1 protein-coding gene (running past one end of the window) is annotated in these 17,014 nt (G+C 66.5%); it reads left to right on the top strand.

The features are described 5' to 3' along the window. Positions 1 to 906 precede the first annotated feature (906 nt). Positions 907 to 17,014 carry the 5' portion of a non-ribosomal peptide synthase/polyketide synthase gene (locus tag AADZ55_RS19800; RefSeq protein ID WP_341286231.1) on the top strand. It continues 3,863 nt past the right edge of the window, so only the first 16,108 of its 19,971 coding nucleotides appear in the window; its start codon is at positions 907 to 909; the stop codon falls past the right edge of the window.

Here is a 17,014-nt window from a genome sequence, read left to right as displayed (position 1 = left end):
TGGTGTAGACCCCTGCTGGTCGACACCTGCCTGGTGGGCCGCTGGTCCCGCGGGAAGGATGTTGGTATGTCGGGCGAGTGGTGCAAGTCGCCCGGAGTCCCGGTGCAGGTTGCCCGCCCGGCGATTGAAACCGGCCGCGCGCCGAATTGCGTTTAGACCGTGCGTTTTTGAAGAGTCCGCAGCCAGCGCCAACGCCAGGCGGAGTCAAAATCGTTGTTAGAAGCCACAGCCCTTTCTTAGGGCGCAGTGTCGCTGTGCGCCAAGTGTTGTGCGGATCACAGAAGTAGATCGCCAGACCAGAATCTCAGGCCCCCGGTTGCGTTGGGCGCGATCGAAATCTGTTGTTGCCGCGCCGTTTGCCCAGCGTCGCACCTGCGGGCGGCAGTGGACGTCCAGCGAAGCGAGAGGCTACGAAGACAAACCTACGGAACCGTCGCTTTCGCCTACGTAACCGTAGGCACCGTGGGTAAGTTGAGACTGCAATCGTTTGTGGAATATGCTGGGGGATGTGTCTACGGAGCGGTTGGCACCATAGGCAAGTGGACGGGTGCAATCGTTTGTGGAAAATCTTGTTCTGGCGTACCTACGGAGCCGTCGTATTCACCTACGTAACCGTAGCGAAGGGCAATAGTTGACACATGCAATGATCCGTGGATCATGTGTTCTAGCGCATGGCATTTCGTAGATCCCGGAGGGAGCGTGAGTGGTGACGCTGCGAGTGGTTCCGGGGGGTTGGCAGGCGAACAGCGTGTCAGTGGAAGCGCTGACTGCTCAGTTAGCGGTTGCGCAAGTTGTTGCGGGGCCAGTGATTACGCCCGGAACTCGACCGACATGCGGAGAAGTCTGGGCGAAAGATTGGCTGAGGGCGGGGAGCTTGCTCGCCAGGCCGGTCGATTGGTGAGTGGGATGGAGCTTGGCGACCGGGCGTTCCCGGTCACGCGTGGGCAGCTGGACATATGGCTGGCGCAGGAGACGGGTGACTCGGTTGGGGAGTGGCAGCTGGGCCTGTTTGTGAAGATCGAGGGCGCGCTGGAGCGTGATGCCCTTGAGTGGGCTATCCGCCGAGGGGTGCAAGAGGCCGAACCGGTACGGGCCGCCTTCTTCGAGGTGGATGGCGAGGTCTTCCAAAGGGCGATCGATTACCCGGATGTCGAGTTGGAGTTCTATGACCTGAGCTCCTCGCCCCGTGCCGTGCAGGAAGCCCGTGAGACCGCATCGTCGATCCAACGCACGCCAATGCCGCTCGACGGCCCGCTGTTCAAATTCGTGTTGTTTCGGACGCGGATCGACGAGTTCTACCTGTTCGCCTGTTGCCACCACATCGTCATCGATGGATCCGGTTTTGCGCTGCTTGGCCATCGGATTGCCTCGGTCTATTCCGCGATCGTTTCTGGCGCGCCGATCCCGCCCGCCTTCTTCGGCTCGTTGCGGGACCTGGTTGACTGCGAATCAGAGTACGAAGCGTCCAACGAGTATCTGGAAGATCGAGCCTATTGGGCTAGGAACCTTCCCCTGGAAAGTGGGCCGCACTATCGGTTGCCCCAGGCCCCGAGCGAATGTGATCCGTATCGATCTTCTGCGCCGGTTCCATTGGACCCGGTGATCCTTCGCCGAGTTGCGCAGTTGTGTCAAGCGTGGAACATGCCTCGATCATCGGTCATCACCGCAGCATGCGCACTCCTGGTGCGCGAGTGGTGCGCAGCGGGTCCCGAGGTGGTGCTTGACTTCCCGGTCAGCAGGAGGGTACGCCCGGAGTCCAAGACGGTGCCGGGGATGGTTGCCGGCGTTGTGCCGTTGGTGTTGCGGCTTTCGCCGGCATCTGCGGTTGCCGGCCTTTGTGCGCATGTTGACACGCGCATCCGGGAAGCGTTGCAGCATCAGAGGTTTCCGGCGCAGGCCCTTGAGCGCAAAACTCACCCGCGCGGTCCGGGGGAGTTGGCCAATCGGGTGGTCGTTGATTTCCTTCCGACCACATTTACCGTGCCGTTTGGTGGCGCCGCGGCATCGGCGTCACTACTTCCTGGCCTCGTAAGCGGCTTTGGGTTGGTCTTCTCCGGCACCGGTGACGAGCTCTTACTCAGCACACTGGGCGCTGGGCGGCCGTTTCCGAATCACGACGTCGCCGATATAGCGCGACGGTTGGAACGGGTATTGGTGGCGATGACCGCTGATCCGGGCCGGCGGTTGTCGTCGCTGGATCTGTTGGATGGCGGCGAGCATGCCCGGCTGGACGAAATCGCGCATCGGGCGGTACTAACCCGGCCCGCGGCCGCACCGGAGTCGGTTGCGGGGTTGTTTGCCGCGCAGGTCGCACGCAACCCGCAGGCGGTGGCGCTGGTGTGCGGGGGCCAGTCGATGACCTATGGGGAGCTGGATGAGGCCGCGGATCGGTTGGCGCAATTGTTGGCCGGCCAGGGCGCGGGCCCCGGACGGTGTGTAGCGCTGCTGTTGTCGCGTTCGGCTGAGGCGGTCGTGGCGATATTGGCGGTGCTGAAGACCGGGGCGGCGTATCTACCGATCGACCCGGGGCATCCGGCGGCGCGGGTCGGGTTCATGGTTGCCGACGCCGCGCCGATCGCCGCACTCACCACCGCGGATCTCGCCGACCGGTTCGACGGGCATGACGTGGTGGTCATCGATGTCAACGATCCGGCCGTGGTCACCCACCCCAGCACGGGCTTGCCGAAACCGGACGCCGAGGATCTCGCGTATGTCGTCTACACCTCGGGCACCACCGGGGTGCCCAAGGGTGTGGCGCTGACCCACCACAACGTGACCCAGCTGCTGGGCAGCCTGGATGCGGGGCTGCCGGCGGCGGGGGTGTGGTCGCAGAGTCATTCGCTGGCCTTTGACGTCTCGGTGTGGGAGATCTTTGGTGCGCTGCTGCGCGGTGGGCGGCTGGTGGTGATACCCGAGTCGGTCGCAGGCTCACCGGAAGACTTCCACGCTTTGCTGGTCGCCGAGAAAGTCAGCGTGCTTACCCAAACCCCGTCGGCGGCTGCGATGCTCTCGCCGGAGGGTTTGGGATCGGTGGCGTTGGTGGTGGTCGGTGAGGCCTGCCCGCCCGAGGTGGTGGATCGCTGGGCGCCGGGGCGGGTGATGCTCAACGCCTACGGCCCCACCGAGACCACCATGTGTGTGGCGATCAGTGCGCCGCTACAGCCGGGGTCGGGGGTGCCGCCGATTGGTTCGCCGGTGGCCGGTGCGGGCTTGTTTGTGCTGGATGGGTGGTTGCGGCCGGTGCCGGTCGGGGTGGTCGGTGAGTTGTATGTGGCCGGTGCTGGGGTCGGTGTGGGGTATCTGGGTCGGGCCGGGCTGACCGGATCGCGGTTTGTGGCTTGCCCGTTCGGCACGGCCGGTGCGCCCGGAAAGCGTATGTATCGCACCGGGGATCTGGTGCGGTGGCGCCCCGATGGGCAGCTGGATTACCTCGGGCGCTCCGATGAGCAGGTCAAGATCCGCGGGTATCGCATCGAGTGCGGCGAGGTTCAAGCCGCACTGGTGGGACTGGATGGAGTCGAGCACGCGGCGGTGATCGCCCGCGAGGACCGCCCCGGCGCCGCACGCCTGGTCGGCTATGTCACCGGGACCGCTGATCCGGCCGGGATACGTGCTGCGCTGGCCGAGCAGCTGCCGGCCTACCTGGTGCCAACGGCGGTGGTGGCCGTAGACGCGCTGCCGCTGACCCCCAACGGCAAACTCGACATCCGCGCCCTGCCGGCGCCGGAATACACCGCCGGTGAGTACCGTGCCCCGACCACCCCCGCCGAGGAGATCTTGGCCGGCATCTACGCCCAGGTACTCGGGCTCGAGCGAGTAGGGGTCGACGACTCGTTCTTCGAGCTGGGCGGCGACAGCATTTCGGCGATGCAGGTGGCGGCGCGGGCCCGTGCCGCCGGCCTGACGTGCAGACCGCGCGACATCTTCGTGGAGCAGACCGCGGCCAGGTTGGCCCGGGTAGTCGCGGTGGCCGGCGCTGAGAACGGCCCGATCGATGAGGGCATCGGGCAGGTCGTCGCGACCCCGATCATGCGTTGGCTGGCCAGCCTGGGAGGGACGGGCGGCTCCGTCGAGCAGTTCAACCAGACGGTCCTGGTGCAGGCTCCCGCGGGGGTCACCGAGGCCGATGTGGTGGTCATGTTGCAGGTCTTGCTGGATCGGCATGCGATGCTGCGGCTGCGCGTCGACGAGGTGGCGGGGGGTTGGTCGTTGCAGGTACCTGAGTCGGGGTCGGTGGCTGCCCGCGACTGCCTGCAAGCGGTGGATGTGTTGTCCGATGCGGCGGTGGCGGGAGCGCGGTCGCGGTTGAACCCGGCGGCCGGGGTGATGCTCAGCGCGCTGTGGGCGGCCTCTAGTGGTCAGTTGGTGTTGATCATTCACCATCTGGCCGTCGACGGGGTGTCGTGGCGAATTCTGTTGGAGGACTTGAATATCGCTTGGGGCCAGCATCACGGCGGGCAGCCGGTGGCGTTGCCGGCGGGCGGGACGTCGTTTCAGCGGTGGGCGTCGCTGCTGGCCGAGCACGCCTATGCCCCAAGCGTTGTGGTTCAGGCCGAGGCTTGGCGCCAGGTGGCGGCGACCCGTGCGGTGTTGCCGGCGGTGCGCCCGGACGTGGATACATTCGCCACTGCCGGGCATTTGACGGTGGAACTGGATGCCGAAACGACCCGGGTGCTGCTCACTGAGGTTCCGGCGGCGTTTCATGCCGGGGTGCAAGACATTTTGTTGATTGCGGTCGGGTTGGCGGTGTCCGAGTTTGTCGGGTTTGTGGGCAACGACAGCGCGCCGATCGGTATCGACGTGGAGGGCCACGGCCGCCACGAGGAATTGGCTGCCGATGTGGACCTGTCGCGCACGGTGGGCTGGTTTACCACCAAATACCCGGTGTCTCTAAACGTCGCGGGGTCGGTGGGTGGGTTGGGTTGGGCGCAGGTGGTGGCTGGCGAGGCGGCGCTGGGCGGGGTGATCAAGGACGCCAAAGAGCAGCTGCGCGCCCTACCGGATCCGCTGACCTACGGTGTGCTGCGCTATCTGAATACCGAGATCGACCTGGCCGGCTCCGACCCGCTGATCGGGTTCAACTATCTGGGGCGGGTGGCCGTCCGGGCGGTCGGCGCGGTTGATGATGGTTGGCGACTCGGCGAGCAAGGGCTGTCGTTTACCGGCGCCGCGACGGCAATACCCATGCCGCTGGTGCACACTGTGGAGCTCAACGCCGGCACGGTCGACACCGAGGACGGCCCGCGCCTGCGCGCCGATTGGATGTGGGCGCCGTCGGCCCTTGATCGTGCGCAGGTCGGCCGGCTCAGCCGGTTGTGGGGTGAGGCCCTGGCCGGCATCTGCGCCCATGTGCGAGGCGGTGGGGGCGGGTTGACCCCGTCCGATATCGCTCCCGCCCGTCTGAGCCAGCAGCAGATCGATGAGCTGTGCCAGCACTACCGGATCGCCGATATTTTGCCGTTGACCCCCTTGCAGCAGGGTCTGCTCTTTCACGCCAGCACCGCGCGGGGCAAGGACGACGACATGTATGCGGTGCAGCTGGAGTTCACCCTGACCGGTGCCCTCGACCCGCACCGGCTGCGCGACGCGGTGCACACGGCGGTCACCCGGCATCCGCACCTGGCGGCCCGATTCGCCTCACAGTTCGACGAGCCGGTGCAGATCATCCCGGCCGATCCCGTGGTGGCGTGGCGCTTTGTTGATCTTGGTATCGACGTCGAACTTGACGGTGATATCGATCCGGACGAGCAGATCCAGCGGCTGTGCGCCGCCGAGCGCGTCGCGGTCTGCGACCTCGCCGACCAGCCGGCCTTTCGAGCCGCCTTGATCCGTACCGCAACGGATCGGCACCGGTTTGTGCTGACCAATCACCACATCGTGCTCGATGGCTGGTCGTTGCCGATCTTGCTGCGAGAGATACTGGCCAGCTATTACCGGCAGCCGCTGCCCGCGGCCGCGTCGTATCGGGCATTCATTACCTGGCTGGCCGATCGAGACCTCGATGCCGCCCGTGCGGCCTGGGGTGAGGTGTTGGCCGGCTTTGACACACCGACACTGGTCGGCCCACAGGATCGACCACAGGATCGGCTAGGGCTCGGGCGGCGAGGCTTTGCCTCGTTTCGGGTGTCTGAGCAGACCACTTTGGCGCTTGGCGAGCTGGCGCGCGCGTGTCATACCACCGTCAGCACCGTGTTGCAGGGCGCCTGGGCGCTGCTACTGACCTCACTGACCGGCCGGCATGATGTCGCCTTCGGCACGGCGCGGTCTCGGGTAGGCCAGCCCGAAGTGGCCGACGCGGAATCGATGGTGGGCCTGCTGATCAACACGGTGCCGGTGCGGGCGACCATCACCGCGGCAACCACCACCGAAGACCTGCTCGACCAGCTGCAAACCACCCACAACGACACCCTCGAGCACCAGCATCTGGCACTCAGCGAGATCCACCGCGTCACCAGCCACGAAAGACTATTCGACACGCTCTTCGTGTACGAGAATTACCCGCTCGACACCGGCGTGCCGTTGGGCCCATCAAGCGGGGACGGGTTGGCCATCGCCGAGTTCACCAACCGCGAATACAACCACTACCCGCTGACGGCGGAAGCCTTGCCCGGCCGCGAACTTGGCTTCAACGTCGAATACGACACCGACGTGTTCGACGCGGCCAGCATCGAGGTAGTGACCGAGAGGTTGCGGCAGGTGCTGGCGGCGATGACCGCCGACCCGACCCGGCGGTTGTCGTCGATTGATCTGCTCGATGCCGGTGAGCATGCCCGGCTGCAGCGGTGGTCCGGCGCGGGCGTGCAGGCCCCGCTTGGGGTTGCGCCGGAGCTGTTGGCCGCGGCGGCGGCGGCCGACCCGGACGCGGTGGCGGTCATCGACGGTGCGCGGGAAGCGTCGTATCGCGAGCTTGACGAGTGGTCGACGCGGTTGGCGCGGGTGCTGATCGAGGCGGGGGTGGGTCCCGAGCGCGCGGTGGGCGTGGCGATGGATCGGTGCGTGGAGTTGGTGGTGGCGTGGTGGGCGGTGGTCAAGGCCGGCGGGATCTATGTGCCGGTGGATCGGGCCCATCCGGTCGAGCGGATCGCCTCGGTGTTGGACGCGGTGGGCGCGGTGTGCGTGTTGACCTGTGCTGGCGACACCGTGGCCGGGGCCGGGGCGCGTCCGGTGGTGCGCATCGACGGTCTCGATGTGTCCGGGCGCTCCGCGGAGGCGATCGCCGACGCCGACCGCCTGGCGCCGCTGGGCGTGGACAACACCGCTTATGTGATCTTCACGTCGGGGTCCACCGGCGCCCCTAAGGGGGTAGCGGTCAGTCACGCCGGTCTGCTGGGTTGGCCAGCGGCGCAATGTGAGTTGTCCGGGTTGGGTGCGGATGCGCGGGTGCTGATGGTGGCCTCGCCGATCTTTGACGCGTCAATCGGCGAGATGTTGTTGGCGGCGGAATCCGGGGGGGCGGTGGTGGTGGCGCCGCCGCAGGTGTATGCCGGGGATGCGTTGACCGCGTTGCTGCAGACCCAGCGGGTCAGCGCGGCATTCATGACCCCGACGGTGCTGTCGTCGCTGGATCGAACCCGGCTGGACGGGCTGGACACGCTGATGGTCGGCGGGGAGGCCTGCCCGCCGGACTTGGTGGCCGCCTGGGCGCCGGGTCGGCGGATGTTCAACGTCTACGGCCCCACCGAAACCACCATCTGGGTCACCTCCAGCTCGCCCCTGTCGGCGGGGCAGCCGGTCCGCATCGGCGCTCCGATTCCCGGGGTGTGCGCGCTGGTGCTCGACGCCTGGCTGAAGCCAGCCCCGATCGGGGTGGTGGGCGAGCTGTATCTGAGCGGGCCCGCGCTGGCGCACGGCTACGCGGGACGGGTGGAGTTAACCGCGGAGCGGTTCGTGGCAAGTCCTTTTTCGGGCCCCTATGGGGCCGTCGGGGTGCCTGGAAAACGGATGTATCGCACCGGGGATATGGTGCGCTGGGCCGCCGACGGAACCCTGGATTATCTGGGCCGCGCTGACACCCAAATCAAACTGCGCGGACAACGCATCGAATTGGGCGAAATCGAAAACACCCTGCTGGCCTGCCCGCAGGTCACCCAGGCCGCCGTCACCGTGCAGGACGGCGCGACCGGCTCTTACCTGGTCGCCTATCTCACCCTCGATCACGCCACCACGGCGGACCAGGACGCCGAAGACGTCGAAGAGTGGCAACACCTCTATGACGATCTGTATGGCGCCGAGGACGGGTCGGGATTCGGCATGGATTTCCGTGGCTGGAACAGCAGCTACACCGGCGATCCGATCCCGCTCGAAGAGATGGTTGAATGGCGTTCCGCCACAGTGGATCGGATCATGACGCTGCGGCCGCGGCGAGTCCTGGAGATCGGCGCGGGCTCGGGCTTGCTGTTGGCGGAGATCGCGCCGCAGTGTGAACAGTATGTCGCCACCGACTTTTCGGCGGTGGCGATCGAGAATCTGGCCCGCTCGATGGAGCGGTTGCAGATCGGCTGGCGTGATCGTGTAGAGCTGTTGACCCAACCCGCCCACGTCGCGGACGGACTGCCGCGGGGCCACTTCGACACCATCATTCTCAACTCGGTCGTCCAATACTTCCCCAACGCGGGGTATCTGGCCGAAGTCATCGACACTGCAATGGATCTGCTGGCCCCCGGCGGTGCGGTGTTCATCGGCGACGTCCGTAACCACAGCTTGCAAGACGCGTTCCAAACCTCGATCGCGCTGAGCCGCAGTGGCGCCACCGACACGGCCGACATCCGCCAGCGGGTCCGCCACGCCCTGCTCGGCGAGACCGAATTGCTGTTGGCACCGGAATTTTTCACCACTTGGGCCGACGGCCGCGCATCGGCGGGCGGGCTGGACATCCAAGTCAAACGCGGATTGGCTGACAACGAACTCAACCGGTACCGCTACGACGTCATCATCCACAAGACCCCGGCACCCGTACGTTCGCTGGCCACCGCGCCCACCTGGGCGTGGGCGCAGTGCGAAGGCCTGCGCGGGCTGCACGACGAACTGGTCTCGCAGCGCCCGGCCGTCGTTCGCGTCACCGGCATCCCGCGGGCCGGTCTGATCACCGATGTCAACGTCGAAGCCGCGCTCGGCGCGGGGTTGCCCGTGTCCGACGCGCTGGCGCAGGCCGGCGCCGGCGGTGTCCCCGATGCCACCGTTCCCGAAGAATTGCACCGCACAGGTGAGGCCGCCGGCTATCACGTCGCCGTGACCTGGGGCGCCCAATCTGGCACTCTCAGCGCGGTTTTCGTTGACCTAAGCGCCCTGGGTGACCGGCACGCCCCACTGCTGACCGACCTTTACCTGCCCCCGACCGAGATCCGGCACCGCATCAGCCACGCCAACGACCCACGCACCAACACCAAGGTGGGCGAGGTGCGGGAGCGGTTGAGCGCGTGGTTGCCCGAATACATGGTGCCGACCCACATTGTGGCGCTTGAGGAGTTCCCGCTGACGTCCTCGGGCAAGCTCGACCGCAAGGCGCTGCCGGCACCCGACTATCAGGACGCCGATCGCTACCGCCCTCCGGTCAGCGCGGCCGAGGAGATTCTGGTCGGCATCTACGCTCAGATACTGGGTCTGGGGCGGGTCGGGGTCGACGACTCATTCTTCGATCTGGGCGGGGATTCGTTGTCGGCGATGCGGCTGATCGCCGCGGTTAACGCCAGCTTCAACGCCGACCTTGGGGTGCGCGCGGTGTTCGAGGCGCCCACCGTTGCCGAACTGGCGCGTCTCACCGGCGGAGAAGCGGGCCGGCTGGAGCCGTTGCTGGCCGGTGAGCGGCCGGCGGTGATTCCGTTGTCATTCGCCCAGACCCGGTTGTGGTTCATTGACCAATTGCAGGGACCCTCTCCGATCTACAACGTCGCGGTGGCGCTGCAGCTGCGCGGGCGCCTTGACACCGAAGCGTTGGCTGCAGCGCTGGCCGATGTCGTGGACCGCCACGAAAGCCTGCGCACGCTGTTCGCGGCACCCGACGGGATACCGCAGCAACTTGTGGTGCCCACCGAGGAGGCCGGCTTTGCGTGCGACGTCATCGATGCCGCCGGGTGGTCGGAAGAGCGGCTGCGCCAACGCATTCAGGCCGCGGCGCGGTACACCTTTGATCTGGCAAGCGAAAGCCCGTTGCATGCACAGCTTTTCGTTGTCAGCGAGGACGAGCACGTGTTGGTGGCCGTGGTACACCACATCGCCGCCGACGGCTGGTCGATCACGCCGTTGGCACGTGATCTAGGGGTAGCGTATGCCAGCCGGTGTGCGGGGCGAGCACCCGATTGGACGCCGCTGGCGGTGCAGTATGTCGATTTCACGCTGTGGCAGCGAGCCCAACTCGGTGATCCGGAAGATCCGCTAAGTCGCATCGCGGCGCAGCTGGACTTCTGGGAAGACACCCTGGCCGGGCTGCCCGAACGCCTGCAGCTGCCCACCGATCGGCCCTACCCGCCGGTCGCCGATCACCGCGGCGCGCGGCTGGCGGTGGACTGGCCGATGGAGCTGCAGCAGCAAGTTCGCCGGGTAGCACGCGAACACAACGCGACCAGCTTCATGGTGGTTCAGGCCGCATTCGCCGCGCTGCTATCCAAGGTCAGCGCGAGCAACGATGTGGCCGTTGGGTTCCCGATCGCAGGGCGCCGCGACCCCGCGCTGGATGAGCTGGTCGGGTTCTTCGTCAACACCTTGGTACTGCGTGTCGATGTGTCCGGCGATCCGACCTTCGCTGAGCTGCTGGCCCAGGTGCGACGACGCAGCCTGGCCGCGTTCGAGCATCAAGATGTGCCCTTCGAATTCCTGGTGGAACGGCTCAGCCCCACCCGCAGCCTGACCCACCATCCGTTGATTCAGGTGCTGCTGGGTTGGGAGAACTTTCCCGGGCATGACAACAACCCGAACGACACGTTGGCCCTGGGCGACGTACAGGTCACGCCGATGCCGGTGCACACCGACACCGCCCGCATGGATCTGACGTTCTCGCTCGCCGAACGCTGGACCGAGACCGGTCAGCGCGCCGGGATCGCGGTGACTGCGGAGTTCCGCACCGACGTCTACGACGCCGGCTCCATCGAGGCATTCATCGAACGGTTGCAGCGGACGCTGACGGCGGTCACCGCCGATCCGGACCGCCGGCTGTCGTCGGTTGATCTGCTGGATCCCGCCGAGCACGCCCAGCTACAGAAGTGGGGCAACGAAGCGGTCCTGACGGAGCGTACCCCGGCGCCTTTGATGTCGATCCCGGGGTTGTTCGCCGCGCAGGTGGCCCGCACCCCAGACGCACTGGCGCTGACCTTCGAGGGCCGGTCTGTCACCTATAGCGAGCTGGACGAGGCGGCCAACCGGTTGGCGCATCTGCTGGTCAAGCGTGGTGCGGGTCCGGGGCAGTCTGTGGCGCTTATGTTTTCGCGGTCGGTCGAGGCGATCGTGTCGATCCTTGCGGTGCTCAAATCCGGGGCGGCGTATCTGCCGATCGACCCGGCGCTGCCGGAGGTCCGGATCGAGTTCATGCTTGCCGACGTCGCGCCGATGGTCGCGCTCACCACCGCCGCGCTGGCCGACAAGCTGGATCGGTTCGACGTCGAGGTGATCGACGTAGGCGATCCCGCCGTGCACATCCAACCCAGCACGCCACCGCCGGATCCGTCGCCCTACGACCTGGCCCACATCATTTACACCTCCGGCACCACCGGCGTGCCCAAAGGTGTTGCGGTGACCCAATACAACGTCGCGCAGCTGTTCGACTCGCTGGAGATGGGCGTGGAATTGGCGCCCGGCCAGGTGTGGACGCAGTTTCATTCCTATGCTTTCGACTTCTCGGTGTGGGAGATCTGGGGTGCACTGCTGCACGGCGGGCGGCTCGTGCTGGTGCCCGACTCGGTGGCGCGTTCCCCGCAAGACTTCCACGCTCTGCTGGTCCGCGAGCAGGTCACGGTGCTGACCCAGACCCCGTCGGCGGTCGGAGTGCTCTCCCAGGATGGGCTGGAGTCGGCGGCGCTGGTGATCGGCGCGGAGCCCTGCCCACCCGAGTTGGTGGACCGCTGGGCACCCGGCCGGATCATGGTCAATGTCTACGGCCCAACCGAAACCACCATGTGGGCCAGCAAGAGCGCCCCGCTGACAGCGGGATCGGGATTCCCACCGATCGGTTCGCCGGTGTCGCGGGCGGCGTTCTTCGTGCTCGACGAATCGTTGCAGCCGGTGCCGGCCGGTGTGATTGGCGAGTTGTACCTCGCCGGTGCCGGAGTCGGCGTCGGGTATTGGCGTCGCACAGCGTTGACCGCATCGCGGTTCGTGGCCTGTCCCTTCGTCGGAGCCGGTGCCCCCGGAGTACGTATGTATCGCACCGGCGACCTGATGTGCTGGGGCCCCGATGGCCAACTGCGCTACCTAGGTCGCGCCGACGAACAGGTCAAGATCCGCGGCTATCGCATCGAACTCGGCGAAATCCAGGCGGTCCTGTCCGCGCTCGACGGGGTCGAGCAGGCGGTCGTCATCGCCCGCGAGGACCGGCCCGGCGACAAGCGCCTGGTGGGTTATGTCACCGGGACCGCTGAGCCGGCCAAGACACGCGCGGCGCTGGCCGATCGGCTCCCGGACCATATGGTCCCGACGGCGGTGGTGGTGCTGGACGCGCTGCCGGTGACGGTCAACGGCAAACTCGATATCCGCGCCCTGCCGGCACCGAACTATCACGTCGATCATTTCCGCGCCCCCAGCACCGAGGTCGAGGAAATCCTGGCCGGCATCTACGCTCAAGTCCTCGGCGTCGAGCGCGTCGGCGTCAACGACTCGTTCTTCGACCTGGGTGGCGACTCACTGTCGACGATGCGCCTGACCGCTGAGATCAATGCCGCGCTGGAAGCCGACCTTGCCGTGCGCGCCGTGTTCGAGTCACCCACGGTCGCCCAGCTGGCGCCCCGCATCGCCGAGGTCGAGGACCGGCTCGAGTCGCTGGTGGCCGGTGAACGCCCAGCGACAATTCCGTTGTCCTTCGCGCAGAGCAGGTTGTGGTTCATCGGCCAGTTGCAAGGTCCCTCACCGCTTTACAACATGGCGTCGGCCTTGCGGATGCACGGACAGCTTGATGCCGAGGCGCTCGGTGCGGCACTGGCCGACGTGGTCGCCCGTCACGAGAGCCTCCGCACCCTGTTCCCGACGCACGAGGGAACACCCCAGCAGCTGGTAATGCCAATAGAGCGAGCCGATTTCGGCTGGGATGTCGTCGATGCGACCGGATACTCGGCAAGCCAGCTGGACGAGGCCGTCAAAGTGACGGCTCGCTACGTGTTTGATCTGGTATCTGAAATTCCAATTCAAGCAAGGCTTTTCGTTGTCGACGTGGACGAACACGTGCTCGTGGTGGTGGTGCACCACATTGCCGCAGACGGCATGTCACTGACGCCGCTGGCCGCCGATCTGAGCGCGGCGTATGCTAGCCGGTGCGCGGGGCAGGCCCCCGGCTGGGCCGAATTGCCAGTACAGTACGTCGATTACACGCTGTGGCAGCGTGCCCAGCTCGGCGAACTCGACGACAGCAACAGCCGCATCGGCGGGCAGCTGGCATATTGGGAGACTGCCCTGGCCGGAATGCCCGAGCGGCTGCAGCTGCCCACCGACCGCCCCTACCCTGCGGTTGCTGACCAGCGTGGTGGCAGTGTGGAAGTCGACTGGCCGGTCGAGCTGCAGCACCAGGTTCGCCGGGTGGCCCGTGAACACAATGCGACCAGTTTCATGGTGGTGCAGGCCGCGCTAGCGTTGCTGTTGTCGAAGGTCAGTGCGAATTCTGATGTGGCGATTGGCTTTCCGATATCGGGTCGACGAGACCCCGTGCTGGATCAATTGGTGGGCTTCTTCGTCAATACCTTGGTGTTGCGGATCGATGTGGGCGGTGATCCGAGTTTCACCGATCTGTTGGCGCAAGTGCGGGCGCGCAGCTTGGCGGCCTTCGAACACCAAGACGTACCGTTTGAGGTGCTGGTGGAGCGGGTCAACCCGACCCGAAGTCTGACGCATCATCCGCTGGTGCAGGTGATGCTGGCCTGGCAGAACTTCGCCGGGCACGACGATCCGGCCGCTGGATTGGCGCTGGAGGGACTGCAAGTCACGTCAGTTCCGGTCGACACCTATACCGCCCGCATGGATTTGGTGTTCTCGCTGGCCGAACGCTGGAACGAGGCCGGCGAGGCCGCCGGCATCGGCGGGAAGGTGGAGTTTCGCACCGACGTGTTTGATGCGGGCAGTATCGAGGCGCTGATCGGGCGGTTGCTGCGGGTGTTGGTGGCGATGACTGCCGATCCGACCCGGTCGTTGTCGTCGGTGGATCTCCTCAACGCGGGTGAGCGGGCCCGGCTGGATGTGATCGGGAACCGGGCGGCGTTGACCGCTGCTGGGCCGACGGTCGGGGTGTCTATTCCGGCGTTGTTTGCCACGCAGGTGGTGCAGGCGCCGGAGGCAGTCGCGCTGGTTTGTGAGGGCCGGTCGATGACGTATCGGGAACTCGACGAGGTGTCTAATCGGTTGGCGCACTTGCTGGCCGGCCGGGGCGCGGGCCCGGGACAGTCCGTGGCGTTGCTATGTTCGCGTTCGGCCGAGGCGGTCATCTCGATCCTGGCCGTGCTCAAGACCGGCGCGGCGTATTTGCCGATCGACCCCGGAATGCCGGCAGAGCGGATTGGGTTCATGCTTGCCGATGCCGCGCCGTTGGCCGCCGTAAGCACCGCAGAGCTGGCCGACCGGCTCGACGGCCACGGCATCGCGATAATCGATGTCGGTGATATCTGGGACTCCGGTTTCAACACCCATCCAGACCGGCCCTTATCGGTGCCAGGCCCCGACGGCGTCGCTTACCTGATTTACACCTCGGGGACCACCGGCGTCCCCAAAGGTGTTGCGATTACTCATCGCAACGTCACGCAGCTGCTCGAGCCGCTGGATGCCGGGCTGCCGGAGGCCGGGGTGTGGTCGCAGAGCCACTCACTGGCGTTCGACGTTTCGGTGTGGGAGATCTTCGGTGCGCTGCTGCGTGGTGGGCGGCTGGTGGTGGTACCGGATTCGGTGGTCCGCTCACCGCAAGACGTTCACGCGCTGTTGGTCAGCGAACAGGTCAGCGTGCTCACCCAGACCCCCTCCGCGGTGAGCGTGCTGTCGCCCGAGGGTTTGGGGTCGGTGTCGTTGGTGGTGGTCGGTGACGCCTGCCCGGCTGAGTTGGTGGATCGGTGGGCGCCGGGGCGGGTGATGCTCAACGCCTACGGCCCGACCGAAACGACGATGTGTGTCGCGATAAGCACGCCGCTCGTGGCCGGAACACCCGGCGCCGTCCCAATCGGATTCCCGGTGCCCGGGGCGGCGTTGTTCGTGCTCGACGAATCCTTGCGGCCAGTACCGCCCGGGGTGGTCGGTGAGTTGTATGTGGCCGGTGCTGGGGTTGGTGTGGGCTATCTGGGTCGTGCCGGGTTGACGGCGTCGCGGTTTGTGGCGTGTTCGTTCGGGGCGGCGGGTTTGCGGATGTATCGCAGCGGGGATTTGGTGCGCTGGCGTGCTGATGGGCAGCTGGATTATCTGGGGCGTGCCGATGAGCAGGTCAAGATCCGCGGGTATCGCATCGAGTGTGGTGAGGTGCAGGCGGTGTTGTCCGGGCTGGATGGGGTGGGGCAGGCGGCGGTGATCGCGCGTGAGGATCGCCCGGGGGATAGGCGCCTGGTGGGCTACATCACCGGCACCGCCGACCCGGCCGAGATTCGCACCCAGCTGGGGCAGCTACTGCCGGGCTATATGGTGCCGGCGGCGGTGGTGGTGGTGGAGGCGCTGCCGGTGACGGTGAACGGCAAGCTGGACACTCGGGCCCTGCCGGCACCGGAATACGGCGCCGGTGAGTACCGCGCCCCGGCCACGCCCATCGAGGAGATCCTGGCCGGTGTCTATGCCGATGTGCTCGGTGTGGAGCGGGTCGGGGTTGATGACTCATTCTTCGATCTGGGCGGGGACAGCATTTCGGCGATGCGCCTGATCGCCGCGATCAACATCAGCCTGGATACCGATCTTGGGGTGCGCACCGTGTTCGAGGCGCCATCGGTGGCGTTGTTGGCGCCGCGGGTCGGTGCGAGTGCCGGCCGGCTGCCGCGGCTGGTGGCGGCTGAGCGACCGGCGGTGGTTCCGTTGTCGTTCGCGCAGAGCCGGTTGTGGTTTATCGATCAGTTGCAGGGACCTTCACCGGTCTACAACGTGGCGACGGCGCTGCGGTTGCACGGCCGGCTGGATGTCGAGGCGTTGGGTGCGGCGCTGGGCGATGTGGTGGCCCGCCATGAAAGCCTGCGTACCTTGTTCCCGGCGCCGGGGGGGATACCGCAGCAGGTGGTCGTCCGTGCTGAGCGGGCCGATGTGGGGTGGGACGTCGTTGATGCCCGCGGTTGGTCGCCACCCCGGCTGGATGGGGCGATCGAGGCGGTGGCGCGCTACGCATTTGATTTGGCCACCGAGATTCCCTTGCGGGCAAGGCTTTTCCGTGTCGGCGATGACGAACACGTGTTGGTGGCGGTGGTGCACCATATCGCCGCCGACGGCTGGTCGATCACCCCGTTGGTGCGGGATCTGGGGGTGGCGTATGCCAGCCGGTGTGTGGGGCAGGCCCCGGGGTGGGCCGATTTGGCGGTGCAGTATGTCGATTACACGCTGTGGCAGCGCGCGCAGTTGGGGGATCTGGGCGACAGTGACAGCCGGATCGCCGTGCAGCTGGCCTACTGGCAGGATGCGCTGGCCGGAATGCCCGATCGCGTGCAGCTGCCCACCGATCGTCCCTATCCGCCGGTGGCCGATCATCGCGGTGCCCAGGTAAGCGTGGAATGGCCGGCGGAGCTGCAGCGGCGGGTTGCTCGGGTGGCGCGTGAGCACAATGCGACCAGTTTCATGGTGGTGCAGGCCGCGCTGGCGGTGCTGTTGTCGAAGATCAGTGCCAGCTCTGAGGTGGCGGTGGGGTTCCCGATCGCTGGGCGCCGCGATCCGGCGC

Source organism: Mycobacterium decipiens, from assembly GCF_963853665.1.
GTDB classification, from domain to species: Bacteria; Actinomycetota; Actinomycetes; order Mycobacteriales; family Mycobacteriaceae; genus Mycobacterium; species Mycobacterium decipiens.
The sequence above is the reverse complement of the archived record's forward strand: the minus strand, read 5'-3'. Positions and strand labels throughout refer to the sequence as shown.